Consider the following 17,435-nt stretch of genomic DNA (forward strand, 5'->3'; position numbering starts at 1 on the left):
CTGTCTATGGCTACGCCTGTCACCGGGTCGTTTACCGCGACCGGGCAATCCGCGACGTTCCAACCTGTGGTCCGCCGCATGGGGGAGGGGCGTTTCAACGTCGCCCTTTACGGCACCTTCATTGCGACGGTGAAGCTAGAGCGCAGCTTCGATGGCGGCCAGAACTGGGTCGTCTGCTCGAAGCCGGACCTCAGCGATGCCAGCTTCACAGCGCCCACCTCCTTCATTGTGGATGAGCCCAGCGCTGGCGTTCTCTACCGACTGAATTGCAGCGCCTACACCTCTGGCACCGCGAGCTATCGGATCAGCCAGTGACGGATCTCCGCGGCGGCATCACCGGGAGCGTTCGTGGCAGCCTGTCGGCTGACGCGCTGTGGACACCTGCCGCGCTCGGCTCGTCCCTGCTTGCCATGTGGGACGCTGAGCGGAGCGACCTGATCACGCAGTCAGGCGGGGCGGTGTCCTCGTGGCGGGACGTGGTGGCCGGCTACGAGATGGCACAGACCACGCCTGCCGCTCGCCCGACATACAGCGCCACGAGCTTCAACAATCGGCCGGGCATCACCTTCGACGGCGTTCAGCAGTTCTTGGAAGCGGGCGCGATCCCCCTTCCTGCCGGCGCTGCGCCTTGCGAGGTGTGGGCGCTTGTTGACCAGACTGCGCCGGGGTCTGACGCGACCGGCCGGCGGATATTCTCTTATGGTTCGGGCACCAACGACACGCGCGAAATCTACCGGATCACGCCGAGCGGCCTGAACCGACTTACGGCGGCAATCGGTAATGGGGCCACGCGCGTGTTCCCCGACTCCCCGATCGTGGATTTTAGCGGCCGTCGTATTGCGCGCATGGTGATCACCAGCACGGAGTGTCGCCTTGAGGTCGATGGAACTTCAGCAGCGGCTGCGGCTGTTGTTCCCGCAACTGTGGTTGCGCGGGCACGCATCGGCGCAAGCGCAAACGCCGCCACGGCGGCCAACTTCTACCAGGGCGGTCTGAGCATTGCCCTCATGACGGGTGCGCTCACGACTGAGCAAGCTGCGATGCTGTACGCCTATCTTGGTGCGAGGCGCTGATGGTCGATGTTGTGGTCACCGGAACGGGTGGGCCCGTCGTTGTCAGCGCGAGCGCCGCAGCCCGGCGCGATCTGAGCAACGTAAGCGATGAGGTGTTCGCCGAGAAGGCCGCTCAAGCCGGCATCGGGGTGGCGCTTTGGCCGACGAGCGTCAGAGCGGACGGCTCGACCAACGATCGCGCCGCCTGGACAGCGTTCCTCGCTGACGCCGCCAATACGACGCGTGATCTGCCCGCGGGGACGACGAGGATCGTTCTTGGGTCGGGTCAAGCCTTGTCTTTGCCAGCCGGGCTGACGCTTCGGGGGCAGGGGGCCGGGAAGACGATCCTGCGTCTGGAGACCACCACGAACGGGCAGTCGGCCCTGCTCCAAACGGGAGTGGGCGTACGCTTCGAAGACCTGACGCTGCATCTTGTGCCGGCAAGCGGGACCACAGGCGTCCTGATCGACTGGCGCCTGGACGAGCTGTCATTCCATCGCTGCACCCTGAGCGGCCAGACGACGTTGGCGGGCGATGGGGTCAACTTCACGCGCAGCGCCCAAGGCATCAAGTTCCGCGAAACCGGATCGCAAGCGGGGCTCAGCGTCACCGAATGCGATCTGACCGGCTTCAAGTTCCCGTTCCTGAAGAGCAACGCCGCGACTGGCGCACAATCCAGGATCAGGATTGCCGGCTGCCACGCCTACGCAAACTGGTCGGAAGACATCAGCATCAACAGCCCCGCGGGCCTGCTCGATGATGTCTTGATTGACGGCAACACGGTGGACTCACCGCTGCGCGTGCCTGGCGCGGCGCGCCTCGGCATCGCCATCGCCACGGGCTCTAACTGCAAGATCGTCCACAACACGATCAACGGCGACTTCCAGGACGCTATCCACATCGAAGAAGCGATCGATGGGCTGTTGATCCAGGGCAACAGCGGCACGGTGTCGGGCAACGGCATCTTCGTCTTGGAGAACAACATTGGTGGGGCTCACCACACCCCCAAGCGCGCCCTCATATGCGACAACACTTTTAAGTACACCGGCCTGGGCACAACCCACATCGGTCTCCAAGTGGTCTGGTCCGCCATCACGTCATCCCTCGACAAGAGCGTTATCCGAGGCAACCTCCTGGAGGGCTTCCCGGTCGGGATGGAAGATGGCGTTACGCCGGAGGCTTATGTCGAGCGGTCGGGAAACCAGGCCGTGAATTGCACGACCGGCTTTCGCCTCGTCTACGGCGGGCGCAGTTTCCGGGACAACACGAGCGTCTCGTGCTCAGTCGGCTTGCTTGGAGAGCGCGCCACGTCGCTGCGCCACACCTTTGTGGACTGCGCCACCTCCGTAAGTAAGTCGGCGTCGGGATCGCCAGTCGTGACCTACGACCCAACGTTCGTGTACCGGGGGGTCATCCCCACAGCGGGCGGGGTGGTGGCCGGGGCTATGATGCGGCTGTTCGGCAGCGATCGGGCCGACTTCACTGAGGCCCGTGCTGTAATCAGGCAACAGGGCTCGAGCGTCGATGTGGCGGAGCGTCGGTTCTCAGAAGTCAGCTGGGACGGCACGACGCTAAATGTCACGAGCGCATTCAACTACATCGCCGGCTCCGTGAATGTAGGTCTGCAGAACCCGGGCGGGATCCTCTCGCCGGTCACGAGCGACACAGACAACTCTGGCGCGCTTGCTACGGTAGAGGTAGAATTGCGGGGGTGTTACATTCGGGGGTAGCGAATTGTCCGCGCGCGAGGTCGATCTCGATGTTGTGAGGGGTTTTGCCATCCTGCTCGCGGTCGGTTGGCACTTCAACGAAGTGACGGGCTCACTGCCCATTGATGTGCTTCTCGCACCGGGTCGCATGTTCGGCTGGGCAGGCGTCGATCTTTTCTTCGTGCTCAGCGGGTTCCTGGTCGGGCGCCTCATCCTGGCCGAGAGCCTCGCAACGGGCCGGTTCTCCGCAGGGAGGTTCTTCATTCGCCGCGCCTTCAAGCTATGGCCGGTGCTCTACACGTTCCTGCTTGCGATGCTTGTCCTATCGGACCGTTCGTGGGCGGAGCTGCTTCCTGCGGCCCTCCACGTCCGCAACTACGCCCCCGAAGGCGCTGTCAACCAGCTTTGGTCGCTCTCGGTTGAGGAGCACTTCTACCTCGCGGTTGGCCTGCTTCTGCCGATCCTGGCAGCGCGCCTTCGTGGTGACTTGCGGATCATGGCGTGGGCGCTGATCGGTATCTGTGTCGCGTCCCCTGTCTTGAGGGTTATCGGCGCAGCGCTTGGCGCGGGCGCGCATGCGCTTCAGTGGCAGACGCAATATCGGCTGGACGGACTTTCTCTGGGCGTGCTGCTGGCCGTGGTGGCGGTGCGTTGGCCAGCGACCTTCGATCGCCTTGTTTCCAAGAAGAGGGTCCACGCTGCGCTCGCAGCCGCTGGAACGGCCTTCCTGATCGCGTGGCCCAAGAGCAGCGTTGTCGGATCGACCATCGGCTATTCCGTCACTGCGATCTGGGCCGCCGCCATCCTGCTTCTGACCTATCGCTCCGGCGTGGAGCGTTGGGCGCGGTGGCCTGCCCGGGGTTTGGCGTTCCTGGGCGTCTACAGCTATGCCCTCTACGTTTGGCATATCGCGGCCAAAGGCGTCGTCGATAAGCTAGCTGCGGCGACGCATATTGCGATCCCCGCGCCGGCCCTGGTCTGCGTCCGGTATGCCGCTGCTGTGGGGGTTGCTTACGCCGTGACCCGGCTCGTTGAGCGCCCCTCGCTATGGCTTCGTGACCGGGTAGCGCCGCGTGTGAACAGCCAGCGACCCGCGCCGACTAGCGCAGCTGTGACGACCGCGCCCGCAGGGGTGTAGTAGAGACAACTTAGAGGTCGCCCGCCTTGCGAGCGCCGCAGCGCACGCAGACCTTCACGCCTGGCCAGCTTGTACTGGCCCGGAACCGGTGGCGGCAAAGCAAGCGGATCAGTGGTCTAAGCGGCTTCAGCATCCGTGACCCCCATCGCTGATGCGCCGTAGCCGATTGGTCGGGCTGGTACAAGAGTGGTGGGAGGCCCGATGCCTGCGACCATGAAGCGGCATGCGCTTGGCTTGGACCGGATCGCGGCTCTCCCGCCGGAGCCGTATGCGACCGGCCCGACAATCACCGGCAAGACGCAGGTCAAGCTGGTCCCGCCTGAACAGATCGACGCCCTCTGCCGCGCGGCCTTCGCCAACGCGAGCACGGCGCTGGGATTGAAGCTCACCGTCAGCGCCGATGGCCGCTACCGGGAGTGCTACGACATCGTCAACGACGTGGTGCTGGTGCCGAAGTACCCGTCCAAGGCTGAGCAGAAGCGCCTGTTCGAGCACGGCATGGGCCACGCCCGCGGCGGCACGCACGAGCCGGGGCTAGGGCATGGGCTCTGGTGGGACGCGCCCTGGAAGACGCGGAACATCTTCGCGCAAGGTCCGGTCAACCCGCCGGCCGTGCAGACTGAGAACATCTTCCGCAAGCGCTAGGCGGCTCGCCCGCAAGAAGCTTGCGGAGGTTCCGCGATGACCTCTGTCCTCGACCACCACCCCGACTGCGACTGGCACTTCGACCAGTTCCCCAGAGACTGCTGGTGCGGAGCCATAACCATGCCGCAGCCCTTCGAAGCCTTCCGCCGGCGCAAGCTGGCGGAGGTCAACGCCGCATACGCCGAGTACCTGGCCAAGGGCTTTCCCACGGCTCCGTTTGAGGGCGAGCCGGAACCGGAGACGCTCCAGTGCCGCCACGACACGGACCGCACGAACTGGATCAGCCTGCAGATCGCGTGCTTCGCGACGCGGGACGCAGGGCTTGAGGGGGAGTTGATCCCGGCCCCGGGCATCCGCTGCACCTCCAACCGCATGTACCGGATCACCTACGGGGACGCTCTCGCGCGGCTGTGGGTGCTCTTCGACCAGGCCAACGCGGCTCAGGCCAACTTCTGGCGGCTCAAGGACGCGGTGCGGGACTGCCCCACGCGCCAGGCGCTGAACGACATCGACCTTTCCGAGGGGTGGCCCTGATGCCGGAACTCAGCATCGTTCTGGGCGCCTACGAGCGCACGGGCGATCCGACCCTTGTGGCCCGCAACCTCTACACCGAGCAGGTCGCCACGCCGGCCGGCGCGAAGAACCAGCTGCGGGTGCGTCCGGGCCTCTCGCCGCTGGCCAAGATCGGCCAAGGCCCACTGCGGGGGATCGCCCAGAAGGACGGGCTCTTCGACGGCTCGGCGGTTCTGCTCTCGCGCCGCACGCTGCTGACGGTCACGGCCGAAGGGCAGGCGACCCCGTTCACGGGCGCGGCGATCCCCGGCGACAGCTTGGTGGACATCGCGTTGGGGCAGGACGCGGATCTGAACTCCGTGGCCTACATCGCCACCGGTACCGCGCTCTACAAGGCGGTGAGCGGGGCTGTCACGCTGGACAGCAGCTTCCCGGCCGGGGGCGCGTCTTCGGTGGACTACATCGCCGGGTACTTCGTCGCCGTGCAGGCCGGCACGGACATGTTCTACTACCTCGTGCCGGGTGGCGCGACGTGGGAGCCGCTGGACTTCGCCTCCGCCGAGTACGCCCCCGACCCGCTGGTTGCGGTGCGAGCCCGCGGCGAGCAGATCGCCATGCTGGGCACCACCACGTTCCAGGTGTTCGCCCTCTCGGGTGACGGCGCGAACCCGATCACGCCCTATGGCGGGCTCAACTTCGACTTCGGTTGCCGCTCGCGGACCAGCGCCGTGAACTGCGCAGGCGCGCTGATCTGGGTGGACAACCAGAGCAACGTCCGTCGCTGGGACGGCGGCGGGGTCAAGATCATCTCCACGCCGGGGTTAGCCGAGCTGATCGCCAGCGTGCCGTCCGACGAGCTGGTGGCCTGGAGCTTCGCGATCCCGGGCCATCGGTTCTACGTGCTCCGCATCGGCAACGCGGCCACGTGGGTCTACGACCTTCAGGAGCTGGGCGACCGCTGGGTGACCTTCGACAGCCTGGGCCTGCCGTACTGGCGCGCTCAGCTCGGCTGCAACGTCGGCAGCGACGTGTTGGCCTGCGATGCGACCACGGCTCAGATGTACCACCTCGAGGACGGTCGGCGCATGGACGGAGCGGACGCCGTTCCGATGGGCTGGTCCGCCCTGGTGGTCGGGGCCGATGAGCCGCAGGCGATGGCCAACCTCGTGCTGGTCTGCGACCTGGGCGATGCGCCGCGGACCGGGCAGGGCTCCGAGCCGATCGTGCAGATGCGCTGGTCGGACAACGAGGGCAAGAGCTTCAGCGGCTGGCGTGAGCGGCCTTTGGGCGCCACGGGCGTCAACAAGCCGATGCCGAAGTGGAACGCACTCGGCACCGTCCCGGCGCACATCGGCCGCATCCTGGAGTTCCGCATCTCGGACCCCGTGGGCCGGGTGATCCGGGCGATCAAGGCGAACGTGCCGTGAGCGACGCGCTCTCCGAGATGTTCACGCCTGACGGCTTCGCAACGCCGCTGCTGTTCGCCCGCTGGAGAGCCAAGGGCGCGACGCAGCCGCTTCAGCCCGCGCTTCGCTGCCATGAGGCGGGGCAGGCGACCGATGAGTTCCGCCGGCTTTGGCCGCGCGCCTTTCCGACCAAGCAGCCGCTCCCGCAAGGCCGCATCGCCGCGCCGGACGGCCGCTTCACGCTTGAGATGTTCAAAGTCTGGGCTTGAGGCCCAACCCCGATCACCGAGGAGTCTCCATGCCCTTTCCCTTGATCGCGGCGGCTATCGCCGGTGTGGCGGGCCTTGGCTCAGCCGCCATCAGCAGCCGGGCGACCAGCAAGGCGGCTGACGCTGCGCGTGACGCGGCGGATCGCAACGCCCAGGTGAGCCGCGAGGCCTATCAGCAGACGCGCGCGGATCTGCAGCCGTATGCCCAGGCGGGCTACGCGGCTCTGCCCGAGCTGCAGCGTGCCCTTGGGCTCGGTGGCGGGCAGGGTGGTGGCGCTACGGTCTCCGCTGCGCCCCAGGCCCCTTACGCTTCCTACGTGGATGCGAACCCGGACCTCGCCCAGGCCTACGCCTCCGACCATCGCGCTCAGGGCATGAGCAAGGAAGAGTTTGGCCAGTTCCACTACCAGACCTATGGTCAGAACGAGGGCCGCCAACTGCCGTCTGCGCAGGCTCAGCCGACCGCCCAGCCGGCGGGCGCGCCCAGCGCTGCCCCGGCCGCCCAGACGCCCACCGACCTGATCACTGCCGAGCGGCCCGACCAACCGGTGTGGCAGGATCCCGGCACGGTTGACCCGTTCCAGTTCGACGCCAGCCGGATCGCCGAAGATCCGGGCTACAAGTTCCGCTACGACGAGGCGCTGCGTGCGGCGAACACGGGCTATGCGGCGCGCGGCCTGCTGAAGTCCGGCGGGGCCGTGAAGGGCATCATGGACCGCGCTTCCGGGCTCGCCTCCCAGGAGACGCAGAACGCCTTCCAGCGGCAGTTTGCGACCTGGCAGGGCAACGCCAACCAGTCCAACGCCAACCGGGCCTTCCAGTACAACGTGTTCGCTGGCGACCGCGCGAACCTGAACAGCAACTTCAACACCGACCGCGGCTTCCAGGCGGACCAGAAGCAGCAGGGTATCGCCAACCTCTTCAACCTCACGAACATGGGGCAGAGCGCGGCGGCGGGGCAGGCGAACGCGGGCAACATCTTCGCCAACAACACCATGTCGAACAACAACCAGGCGGCGGCCAACATCGGCAACGCCGCCATCGCCAACGCGAACAACCTCAACAACCTCTTCGGCGCGGGGCTGCAAGCCTACGGCATGTACCAGGGCTCGAAGGCTGGAGGCCTCTTCTGATGGCTGAGATCAACTGGGGCGCGCTCAACCAAACCAACCCCTTCGCGCAGTACGTCGAGGGCCGGGAAGTCGGCGCGGCCATGCGCCAGAAGGGGATGCGGGACAAGGCCTACAACATCTTCGCGACCGATCCCGCGCAGGCCGAACAGATCCTAATGCAGGCGGGCGACATCCGGGGCGCAAACGCCATCCATGAGCGTCGCGAACTGGAGCGCCAGCGCGCGGTGCAGGCCGACGTGGCGGGTCGCATCGGGCAGAACGATTACGCCGGCGCCCAGCAAGTCGCGGTGGCGGGCGGCGAGTACGACCTAGCCTCCACCATCCGGCAGATGGGCAAGGAGCAGCGCGAGCAGGTCAAAGAGCAGATGGGCGTCCTTGCCGCCGCCCTCTACCCGCTGCGGGACCTCCCGCCCGACCAGGCTGCGCAGCGCTGGGCGCAGATCGCCCCCTCCCTCTCGCAGCGCTATGGCTACAAGCCGGAGGACCTGAACCTCGACTTCAGCCAGCCCGGCGTCATCGACCAGCACGTCGCTGAAGCGCTTGGGGTCAAGGAGATGGTCGAGCAGGGCAACGAAGACCGGAACTTCGGCCTGAAGCAGGATCAGTTCGGCCTGGAGCGCGAGCGGTTCGGTGAGACCCGGCGCCACAACCGCGCCACTGAGGCCGTCTCGCGCGGCCAACTCGGGGTCGCCCAATCCAACGCTCAGCGGGGCTGGGCCGCCCACAACGCCCGCGCTGCTGCCGGCGGCTACGGCACGCCCGGTGTGGGCTCGACTGTCATCGCTGACGACGACGTGGAGATCGACCCGTAATGGACCCGTTGGAAGGCAAAACCGGCACAGACAAGCGGACCGGCCAGCGCGTTGTCCGCCAAGGCGGGCGCTGGGTGCCGCTCGGCAAGCAGCAGCCGATGGAAGCCTCCATGCGCAGCCGCATGGACATCGGCATGGCGCCCATGATGCAGGCGCAGCAGGACATGGCGTCGGCGGAGAAGGGTGGCGTGAACCCCCTGAATCGGGACTGGGGCGCGGCGGTCCTCGACAGCGTGGACATCCCGATCCCGTTCACGTCGGGCGCTGGCGGGCAGTCCGTCCGCTGGTCGCCCTTTGATCCAGCGGCCAAGGCGGTGGGCGGCCAGGACTACCAGGACTACACGCAGGCCTCGAAAGCCTTCGAGGCGCAGTTGATGCCAATCATGAGCGGCGCGGCGGTTTCGCCGAGTGAAGCTCAGCGGCAGATCAAGGCGGCGCTGCCTGAGCTGGGCGACAGTCCGGCCACCCTTCAGAAGAAAGCCCGCACACGCGCCATGATGCTCAACGGCGCTGCAAAGGCGCGCGGGCTGCCGCTGCCGTACCCCGACGTTCCGACGTGGGGGGTCAACACCACTCAACGCCCCGCTAGCTCCCCTGGTGCGCCGGAAGCTGGCGGCCAAGGCCGCGTCCGCACCTACAACCCCAAGACGGGAGGGTTCGACTAGATGCCTCAGGATATCCGCGCCCCTGACGGCTCAATCGTCCGCTTTCCTGATGGGATGTCGGACGAGCAGATTATCGCCGTGATGCGCCGGGAGTACGGCGGTCCCGACAACCGCAAGGCTTCGTTCGGCCTCGGCGTCTACAAGGGCGCCACGAAGCCGCTGGACAACGCCGCCATGGCGCTGGAGGCCGGGGCCAAGCGCGTCGGCATCCCGACAGATAAGATCAACAACCTCTTCGGCATGCCCTCTGCGGCTCAGGCCACGGATCAGCGCGCCCAGGCCTTCGCCAACGCGCCCCGCAAGCCCGGCTTTGCCGGTCAGGTGGTCGGAGAGATCATCGGAACGGCGCCAGTCATGATGGCGACCCGCAACCCCTTCGCCGTTGGCGCGGGGCAGGGCGCGCTGCTGACGGACAGCCGTACTCCGGGCGGCGTCGCGGCTGATGCGGCCATGGGCGCAGGCCTGAACTATCTGGGCGGCAAAGCCATGGACGCTGTGGCGGACGTGATCCGCCCGAAGGTGGCTCCCGCCGTCCGCCGCCTACAGCAGGCGGGCGTCGAACTTACGCCCGGCATGATCAAAGGCGGCAAGGCCATGGTCCGCGAGGACAAGGCCATGAGCCGTCCCGGCGTTGGCGACCGCATCGCCGCCGGCCGTCAGCGGACCCACGAGACGGTCAACACCGCCTGGGTGAACGAGGCCCTGAAGCCACTGGGCGTGAAGCTGCCTGCCAGCACCAAGCCCGGGTTTGACGCCATCAGTTACGCCAAGGGCGAGATCCAACGCGCCTACGACCGCGTCATTCCGAACCTGGCGGTGCAACTCAACGGGCAGCAGTTCGCGCAGAACATCGCGGGCGCAGCGCGCAACCTGAAGCCAGCCGAGCAGAAACAACTCCGGCAGATCGTCAGCAACGAACTTGGCAACGGCCAACTCGCCGGACAGAACCTGAAGCGCGCCCAAGGCGAGATCCGCCGCCTGGCGGGCAAGTTCTCCCGCTCTCAGAACACGAACGAGCAGATGCTTGGCGAGGCGCTGAAGGCCGTCGATGACGAGCTGACCGGCGCGATGGTGGCGCAGAACCCGAAGTACGCTCCCGAACTTCAGCGGGTGAACAGCGCCTACCGCGGCTACCGCATCGCTGCGGACGCGGCAGGACGGACGGACGAGGGCTTGGCCACGACCGCCCAGATGCGTCAGGCGACGCGACGCGGGGACTTCTCCAAGAACAAGGACGCCTCGGCGCGCGGGGAAGCCTTCATGCAGCGGTTCACGCGTGACGCCAGGGCGGTTGTGCCAGCGCGTGCGCCGAACGGCTCAGGCACGGCGGCTCACCTGCAGTCCGGCAACCTCTTCGCCAACATCAAGGGGGCGGTCGAGGGGTGGGGCTATGAGGTGGATCGCGCCGCGCAGAACCTAAAGATCGCGCCGCGTCCCAAGCAGGCCCGCAAGGCCGCTCGTTTTGCCCGGCGCCTGAAGGGCCCGGCGGGCGCGGCGGCGGTTGCGTCGGCGAACAGCGGAAACGACTGAAGGCCACGCCTCGCGCAGCGCTCCGCTGATGAAGATGGCTAAGGCCGTCGAGAGCGTCATCGAACATCGATCTTAGCACACCCAAGCTCGAAAGGCTTGGGCTTTTCGCATGAGGCAAGCATGGGCCTGTTCTACAACCCCCGCTTCCGAGCCCTGGACAGCAACGGCCAACCGCTGAGCGGCGCCACCCTGACCTTCTACCGGGCGGGGACCACCACGCCGGCCAACATCTACCGGGACGCGGACCTGGCTATCCCCGCCAGCAACCCGACCACGGGCACGGACGCCTCGGATGCGTCGGGCTGGTTCCGCCAGTTCTTCGCCGACGAGAACACGCTTTGCGACGTGACCCTGAAGGACGCGGACGGTGTGACGATCCAGACCTTCGTCGATGTGCCGTTCGTCGGGGCCTCGCCGAACACCCGCGAGCGTCTGACTGCGAACCGCACCTACTACGTCGCCACCACGGGCTCGGACGTGTCCAACGACGGCCTGACGGATGGCTCACCGTTCCTCACGGTTCAGCGCGCGCTGGACGCCACAGAACGCCTGGATTTCAACGGCTTCACGGTGACTGTTCAGATCGCGGACGGCACCTACGCCGACCGCTTCATCATCCCAATCTGCACGGGCCAGAAGGACCCGCAGAACCTGATGATCCGCGGCAACGTCTCGACGCCCGCCAACGTGGTGATGTCCTTCGCTGGCGCTGGGCTGGCCACCATCGCCACGTTCTCGGGCTCGCGGGCGCGGGTCAGCGGGATGAAGCTGACGGGCGGGGCGACCTCCTTCGGCATCAGCTCGCGCGGCTACATCGAGTTCAGCGACCTCGACTTCGGCACCCACAACGCGCACTTGCTGTGCCAGTACGGCGGCACCATCGCTGCGGTCGGCAACTACAGCATCAGCGGCGGCGGACAGTCTCATATCCGCGCCGACGCCAACGGACTGATCCGGGTGGACGAGCGGACCGTCACCATCACCGGAACGCCGGCCTTTGGGACGGCCTTCGCCAATGCCACGCAGACCGGCGTGATCACCTGCCGCCTGATGACCTTCGTAGGCTCGGCGACGGGGCCGCGCTACACGGCGACCCTGAACGGCGTGATCTACACGGAAGGCGCGTCGGCCACGTACCTGCCGGGCAACGCGGCCGGCTCCACCGCGACGGGTGGTCAGTACGGCTGACGCTCGTATCCAGTCCAGCGGAAGGGCTGGTTCGTGTGGACGATCTCGCTGAAGGGCGGCAGGTCATCCAGCTTCTCGACGATGGCCTGCGCGCCTCGGATCTGTTTCATGAAGTGCTTGCCCGGAAGCGAGGCCGTGGCGAGCACCAGTTCCACGATCATCGCGGATAGAGGCTTGTCGTCCGACGCCAGGGGCTCCGGGACCGTGTAGCCTGGCCAATGCGCCCAACCCCAGTCCTCGATCACGTAGTGGCCGCCCTTGGCGAGCCGCGGATAGAGGATGTCGAAGGCGCGGGTGGTGAAGCCGTACTGGTGCGAGGCGTCGTCAATCACGAGGTCAATGGTCTCGTCCCCGAACGCCTCCCGGAGGATGCGGGGCAGGGCCTCGGCGTCATCCTGCGAGACGCCCCAGTGCAGATGGACGCGGTCGGATAGGCCCAGCCGCTCGATGTGCTGGGCGATGGCCGGGTTTCCGTCCTGCAGCCAGTCGATCGCGACGATCTCGGCGTCTGGATACATGTCGGCGAACAGGATCGCTGAGCCGCCTTCGAAGATGCCGAGTTCCACGATCCGCTTCGGCGCCGGGAACATGTCCCGGTAGCGGTCCACGAACACCTTGGGCTTGAGCGCGATGATCTCCGCCGGGCTCGTCTTCTCTGCGTAGTCGGTCGTGAAGCGGAACGGCACTCCGCCGATCACGCCCTCGTGGTTGCTCGTCCAAACCTGCCTCATCCGGCGAGTCTAGCAACGCCTAGAGCGCGCCTCCAGCCTGAAAGACAACTCTGAATGGCCGACGAACGCCCCGACCTTGGGCGCGCGCCCGCTTGGGCTCGCCACCTCCACGACTGCATGCACGCCATGCAGGTTCAGCAGCAGTCCGATCGGCACTCAGCCGCGAACCGCGACATGGCGATCGAGGCCTCGCTTCGGCTGATCAGCGAGAAGCTGGGCGCGGAGAGTGACGATGGCAAGTCGGGTACGGGCATCGTTGGCGAGTTGCGCCGCACGAGCGCGAACGTCGCCTCCCTGATGGCTGAGCGGAACATGATGCGCGGGGCTCTCGCGGCGATCACCGCGGCCGGCACGCTGATCCTCCTCGGGCTCAAGTCCTGGATACTGCAGATCACCGGGCAGGGGCCGAACACGTGACCCTAGAAGAAGCCGACAAGCTCCAGCGCGCCTACGTGCGCAAGCGCCGCGCCTGGAACCGCAAGATCAACCGACCCTACGCCGGCCATGAGGCCGAACCCGATCCCGCCGTGTTCGACGGCGCTGACGCAGAGGAGGGCTGATGCCCACACCCGCGAGGACCGACGCGCAAAAGCTGGCAGTCAAGCAGCGCATCGAGGCGAAGCTGGCGCAGGGCTTCCGGCCGCCCGGCACGGCCGGCAAGGACTTGGGCGCCATCCGCACCGCAGCGGCTGAAGCTGTCGCCGCCGGTGAGTTCAGGACGGAGCAGGCGTTCGTCTCCTGCGCCAACAGCCTCGCGGGCGACTTCGAGCCGGACTGGGGGCTGTGGACCCCGCCGCGCTACCAGCAGCCCCACGCCACCTACAAGCTGATCCCGGCCCCGCCTCCAGTGGAGATGGCCCGCGCAGGCCAGCTCCGGCACATCGTGGCGATCCCAGACCGTCACCGCTGCCCCCGTCACCCGCACCGGCTGGAGTGGGACACCATCATCTGGCGCTTCCTGTCGGACGTGCGGCCGGACGATGTCGTGGACCTGGGCGACGACCTGACGCTGGACAGCTGCTCCCGCTGGGACCGCAACGACACGATCGCCGGCAAGGTGAAGCCCACCATCCGCGCCGACTTGGACCATCAGATCGAGATGTGTCAGGCGGAGGAGCGGGGCAGGGCGAAGGACTACAAGCCGCGCAAACACAAGCTGCGGGGCAACCACAACCATCGCCTCTGGCTCTACGAGAACAACAACCCCGAGACCCAAGGCGCGCTGACCCAGCAGTACCTCGAGACCCTGGCCCAGTTCGGCTGGCGCGAGTACGGGTTCGGCGAGATCCTGACGCTGTCGGGCGTCGGCTTCACCCACGCGCCGTTCAACGGCATGGGCAAGCCGATGGGGGGAAAGACCGCCACGCACCGCGCGGGAGCCCTTCTAACAGCTCCGCTGGTCCACGGCCACACCCACTCGTTCGAAGTCCACAACGCGGCCAAGCTGGGGCTCATCGACAAGATCACCGTCGTGCAGGCCGGCTGCGCTCTGCCCCCGGGCGAGGTGGAGCACTACGCCCAGCACTCGCCCACCGGCTGGAGCTACGGCGTGGTCGATATGTGGGTGCAGGACGGCGAGATCCTGGACCTGTCCTTCCGCTCGCTGGAGCGCCTGCGGGCGATCTACTCCGACGACGGCGCTGACATTAAGCGCGTCGCCTAACCCACTCACATTGCGAGGCTACAATGGCCGCAGCGAACTTCGACCGCTGCCTGGGCGCAGTGCTGCGCCATGAGGGCGGTTATGTGGACGATCCCCGAGACAACGGCGGAGCCACCAACAAAGGCGTCACCCTCGCCACGCTGAAAGAGGCGAAGGTGGATCTCGACGGCGATGGGGACACCGACAAGGCGGACCTGAAGCGCCTGACCGACAAGGACGCGGGCAAGATCTACAAGGCCCGCTACTGGAACACGGTCCACGGCGACGAGCTGCCGTCCGGCCTCGACTACATGCTGTTCGACGCCTCGGTGAACCATGGCCCCGCCAGAGCCCGCAGATGGCTTCAGCAGGCCCTTGGCGTGTCGGTTGATGGGGTTCTGGGTCCGAAGACCTTTGCGGCCCTCCGCGCGGCTTCTGCGGCTGCTCTGCTGGCCAAGATCGCCGGCTATCGGGAAGCCCTCTACCGCAACCACGAAGACTTCGACCGGTTCGGGCGCGGCTGGATGCGCCGGCTCACGGACGTGTCCCGTGTCGCCTCGCAGATGCTGGCGTAACCGCCTCCTGTCCGCCCGCTACGCCGGGTCGATCCTCCTCCTGGCTGGGCTGATCGGCCTGGCAATCCTCCTCCCTAAGATCGGAGCCTATCTGATGCGTAGACTGCCTCTTCTGGCGGCTGTGGCCGCTTGCGTGCTGGTTTCCGGGTGTGCGTCCAGCTCTCAGCTGGGCGAACGTGCTCTCGGGAATTTGGAGTTCTGCGAGCGCTCCTACACCGCCATGATCGGCGGGTTCGGAAACAACTCCGGGTCGCTGAACATCCGCTGCCCCGCAAAGCCCTTCGCTCCTGCCGTTCCGATGGTGGCGGAAGCGGAATGACCTGCGAGGTGCTGCCGGTCGTCGTCAACGGCAAGGCCCCCGGCGTCCTCCCAGCTTGCCCGCTGCCGGGCCAGGCGAGGGACGGTCGCCCGCTTTACGTCCTGACGCGGCCCATCCGCTACCATACCCGCTTCGGGGTGGTGACGGTTCCCCGGGGCTATGTGACCGACTGCGCCAGCGTGCCGCGTGTGGCGGCTTGGCGGATCGGGCCCCTCGACAAGCACGCTTGGGCCGCTGTCCTTCACGATTGGCTCTACGCCATCGGCGAGCCCGGCAAGAAGGAGATGGCGGACACCGCGTTCGAGGACCAGATGCGGGCGGACGGGGTGTTCTCCCTGCGCCGGGAGCTGATGCACTCGGCCGTCGTCGTTGGCGGGGGCGGGGGCTACAAGAAGGCTCCGACGTGGTGGAAGACCGAGAACTTCGCGGACCCGGAGACCGGTGAGCGCGTGGCCCCGCCGTTTAAGCGGGAGGCGGCGTTTGTGGGTCAGCCGTTCGGGATGATCGCCGCGTAGCACTCGCTTTGATCAGCGCCGCATCAATCAGGAGCCCGCGTCCCCGGTGCAGGGGGCGCGGGCTTTTGCTATTTCCGGCCATGGACGAAACGGAACTGCGCCTAGCCGCGCTTGAACTGCTGATGATGGAACTCCTCGCCATCATCCCACCGGATAGACTGGCGGCTCTGGAGGAGAACACCCGCCAAGGCTTGCCTCAGAAGGGCGAGCCCGGCGACGGCGGAGACGAGCAGACGATCCGGCTTCAGGCCTTGCAGATCGTAGCTGACGCGAAGCTCCGCGGTGTCCTGTTCACTCCGACGTCTCTTGGCGCTCCGAAGGGCTCGGCATAACCAGTTCCTCCAGCTCCAGAAACGCCACGTTCATCACCAGCCTATGGTTCAGCTCATCCTTGAACTCGGAGAGCCTGATCTGCTGGACAAGGTGTCTCGCGGCCATGGCTAAGGCGTCGTCTCTCATCTGGACCGCCATTCCTTCACCAGCTCGGTAAGGACGCGCTGAGCCAGGTTCTCGGGCTTGGATCTGCCTAGGGGGACGAGACGGCTGCCATAAGCACCCCCGACGCACAGCTTCCCATCAGGCCGAAGCTGCCAGTCGCCGGTCCACCTCTTGCCGGCCATCTCGATTGAGACTTGGTGGAAGCGTTCTGCGTCCATGGCCGAGTCAACGACTCTGGCGGGCAGGGGTTCAGCGAGCCGGAGGAGAGGACGACCGAGTTTGGCGACCCAGGACCGTCCCCTCTCTCCCCATCAACGACGCTTCCACGTGCGCTGACCGCCGGTTGCGAGCTGCTGGGCTCCGGCATTCCCCTTCGTACTGGCTCGCTCAGTAGGCGCGGTTCAACGGATAGATATCCGCGCCCGGCACGTCTCAACCACCCCGTGGGGTGGAAGCGCCGTCGTGCAACGTCAGAACACTACCCCAACCGGAGCCGTTCAGCAACACGAAACCGCCGCCTCGTAACACGGAATTGGTTGCGGAGTCGAGGCCCCAATGGCATAGTGTTGGTATGGAAAAGCAAGCCGCCTACACCAAACCCGCGCCGGTCTATCCGGGGTACGTGAACGTGACCCGCGATGCCGCCGACAACTTCACGATCACCGTTCGGGGCGACGCCCGTGAAAGCGGCCCCGGTGCACTGGCGAGCCTTACGCTGTCGGAGAGCGAGTGGCGCGACTTTCGCGCTGAGCTTGCGGGCCGCCTGTGAGCCATTCCCACGACCACTTCTGCGCCAAGGGGCGGTTCTGGTCGGCTGAGTGCACTTGCGGCGCAGACGAGACGCGGCAGATCGTGCGTGAGGTATCCGATGGATTTCGGCGCGATCTCAGTCAGGCCCGCGAGTGGTTTGAGCGGCGTGTCGCGCTAGAAGGTGACTGCGAGATTGGCGCGGGCTGGTCGCCGCTCCCCGAGCCTCCGAAGGCCTAATCCCTGGCGAGCAAATCCGGCAACCTCGCCACGTTCACCGCAACCCGCCTAGCCTCTTCCTTCGTCAGCTGGACGGCTGCACCAAGCCTTGGCTCAGCTGTGAAGTAGTGCCAGCTAACAGCGATCCCATTCGCATCCTTCACGACAAAGCACTCTTCCAGCTCTTCA

The 17,435-nt window shown here is 66.6% G+C and carries 22 protein-coding genes; 21 read left to right on the plus strand and 1 reads right to left on the minus strand.

Going from position 1 to position 17,435, the window contains the following annotated elements:
* Positions 1-6: 6 nt before the first annotated feature.
* The 13 genes from DJ018_RS13325 (at position 7) to DJ018_RS13385 (ending at position 12,060) form a co-directional block, all read left to right on the plus strand.
* Entirely contained in the window at positions 7-315 is a 309-nt protein-coding gene (locus DJ018_RS13325) for a hypothetical protein (RefSeq protein WP_133254295.1), read from the plus strand.
* Positions 312-1,073 carry a hypothetical protein gene (locus DJ018_RS13330; RefSeq protein WP_111515456.1) on the plus strand — a complete coding sequence of 254 codons (762 nt, stop codon included), beginning with the start codon at positions 312-314 and terminating at the stop codon, positions 1,071-1,073. Before DJ018_RS13325 ends, DJ018_RS13330 begins: the two co-directional genes overlap by 4 nt.
* Complete coding sequence (locus DJ018_RS13335) at positions 1,073-2,782, plus strand: right-handed parallel beta-helix repeat-containing protein (protein ID WP_111515457.1); 1,710 nt, start codon at positions 1,073-1,075, stop codon at positions 2,780-2,782. The genes DJ018_RS13330 and DJ018_RS13335 overlap by 1 nt, the downstream gene beginning before the upstream one ends.
* Before the next feature lie 4 nt (positions 2,783-2,786).
* A complete protein-coding gene (locus DJ018_RS13340; protein WP_111515458.1) occupies positions 2,787-3,899 on the plus strand; it encodes an acyltransferase family protein in 1,113 nt (370 codons plus the stop codon).
* Between the two features lie 201 nt (positions 3,900-4,100).
* Positions 4,101-4,544, plus strand: coding sequence for a hypothetical protein (locus DJ018_RS13345; RefSeq protein ID WP_111515459.1), 444 nt, complete (start codon positions 4,101-4,103; stop codon positions 4,542-4,544).
* Positions 4,545-4,580: 36 nt separating this feature from the next.
* Entirely contained in the window at positions 4,581-5,078 is a 498-nt protein-coding gene (locus tag DJ018_RS13350; protein WP_133254296.1) for a hypothetical protein, read from the plus strand.
* Positions 5,078-6,484, plus strand: a complete 1,407-nt coding sequence (locus tag DJ018_RS13355) for a hypothetical protein (RefSeq protein WP_133254297.1) — start codon at positions 5,078-5,080, stop codon at positions 6,482-6,484. The genes DJ018_RS13350 and DJ018_RS13355 overlap by 1 nt, the downstream gene beginning before the upstream one ends.
* Positions 6,481-6,732: a hypothetical protein gene (locus DJ018_RS13360; RefSeq protein WP_111515462.1), complete on the plus strand. Its 252-nt coding sequence runs from the start codon at positions 6,481-6,483 to the stop codon at positions 6,730-6,732. Before DJ018_RS13355 ends, DJ018_RS13360 begins: the two co-directional genes overlap by 4 nt.
* Positions 6,733-6,761: 29 nt before the next feature.
* A complete protein-coding gene (locus tag DJ018_RS13365; RefSeq protein ID WP_111515463.1) occupies positions 6,762-7,865 on the plus strand; it encodes a hypothetical protein in 1,104 nt (367 codons plus the stop codon).
* On the plus strand, positions 7,865-8,677 hold the full coding sequence (locus DJ018_RS13370) for a hypothetical protein (protein WP_111515464.1): 813 nt from the start codon (positions 7,865-7,867) through the stop codon (positions 8,675-8,677). Before DJ018_RS13365 ends, DJ018_RS13370 begins: the two co-directional genes overlap by 1 nt.
* Complete coding sequence (locus tag DJ018_RS13375; protein WP_111515465.1) at positions 8,677-9,342, plus strand: hypothetical protein; 666 nt, start codon at positions 8,677-8,679, stop codon at positions 9,340-9,342. The genes DJ018_RS13370 and DJ018_RS13375 overlap by 1 nt, the downstream gene beginning before the upstream one ends.
* Positions 9,343-10,872 (plus strand): hypothetical protein, encoded by a 1,530-nt coding sequence (locus DJ018_RS13380; protein WP_111515466.1) that lies wholly within the window; start codon positions 9,343-9,345, stop codon positions 10,870-10,872.
* Between the two features lie 120 nt (positions 10,873-10,992).
* Entirely contained in the window at positions 10,993-12,060 is a 1,068-nt protein-coding gene (locus tag DJ018_RS13385; protein WP_111515467.1) for a hypothetical protein, read from the plus strand.
* On the opposite strand, the gene DJ018_RS13390 is transcribed toward DJ018_RS13385, so the two are convergent.
* The gene (locus tag DJ018_RS13390) at positions 12,048-12,791 is read right to left on the minus strand and encodes an O-methyltransferase (RefSeq protein WP_111515468.1); all 744 of its coding nucleotides are present in this window, start codon (positions 12,789-12,791) and stop codon (positions 12,048-12,050) included. The genes DJ018_RS13385 and DJ018_RS13390 overlap by 13 nt on opposite strands.
* 54 nt (positions 12,792-12,845) lie before the next feature.
* Here DJ018_RS13390 and DJ018_RS13395 point away from each other — a divergent pair, with 54 nt between their 5' ends.
* The 8 genes from DJ018_RS13395 to DJ018_RS13425 all read left to right on the plus strand — a co-directional run bounded on the left by DJ018_RS13395 (position 12,846) and on the right by DJ018_RS13425 (position 17,049).
* Positions 12,846-13,208: a hypothetical protein gene (locus tag DJ018_RS13395; RefSeq protein ID WP_111515469.1), complete on the plus strand. Its 363-nt coding sequence runs from the start codon at positions 12,846-12,848 to the stop codon at positions 13,206-13,208.
* The gene (locus DJ018_RS19225; RefSeq protein WP_165842921.1) at positions 13,205-13,351 is read left to right on the plus strand and encodes a hypothetical protein; all 147 of its coding nucleotides are present in this window, start codon (positions 13,205-13,207) and stop codon (positions 13,349-13,351) included. Before DJ018_RS13395 ends, DJ018_RS19225 begins: the two co-directional genes overlap by 4 nt.
* Positions 13,351-14,454: a hypothetical protein gene (locus DJ018_RS13400; RefSeq protein WP_111515470.1), complete on the plus strand. Its 1,104-nt coding sequence runs from the start codon at positions 13,351-13,353 to the stop codon at positions 14,452-14,454. Before DJ018_RS19225 ends, DJ018_RS13400 begins: the two co-directional genes overlap by 1 nt.
* Positions 14,455-14,477: 23 nt before the next feature.
* Entirely contained in the window at positions 14,478-15,008 is a 531-nt protein-coding gene (locus DJ018_RS13405) for a glycoside hydrolase family 108 protein (protein ID WP_111515471.1), read from the plus strand.
* Between the two features lie 94 nt (positions 15,009-15,102).
* A complete protein-coding gene (locus DJ018_RS19010) occupies positions 15,103-15,327 on the plus strand; it encodes a hypothetical protein (protein WP_133254298.1) in 225 nt (74 codons plus the stop codon).
* Entirely contained in the window at positions 15,324-15,842 is a 519-nt protein-coding gene (locus DJ018_RS13410) for a DUF1353 domain-containing protein (RefSeq protein WP_111515472.1), read from the plus strand. The genes DJ018_RS19010 and DJ018_RS13410 overlap by 4 nt, the downstream gene beginning before the upstream one ends.
* A gap of 80 nt (positions 15,843-15,922) precedes the next feature.
* Positions 15,923-16,174, plus strand: coding sequence for a hypothetical protein (locus tag DJ018_RS13415; protein WP_133254299.1), 252 nt, complete (start codon positions 15,923-15,925; stop codon positions 16,172-16,174).
* A gap of 677 nt (positions 16,175-16,851) precedes the next feature.
* The gene (locus DJ018_RS13425) at positions 16,852-17,049 is read left to right on the plus strand and encodes a hypothetical protein (protein WP_111515475.1); all 198 of its coding nucleotides are present in this window, start codon (positions 16,852-16,854) and stop codon (positions 17,047-17,049) included.
* Positions 17,050-17,435: the final 386 nt, after the last annotated feature.

Source organism: Phenylobacterium deserti (genome assembly GCF_003254705.1).
GTDB classification, from domain to species: Bacteria; Pseudomonadota; Alphaproteobacteria; order Caulobacterales; family Caulobacteraceae; genus Phenylobacterium; species Phenylobacterium deserti.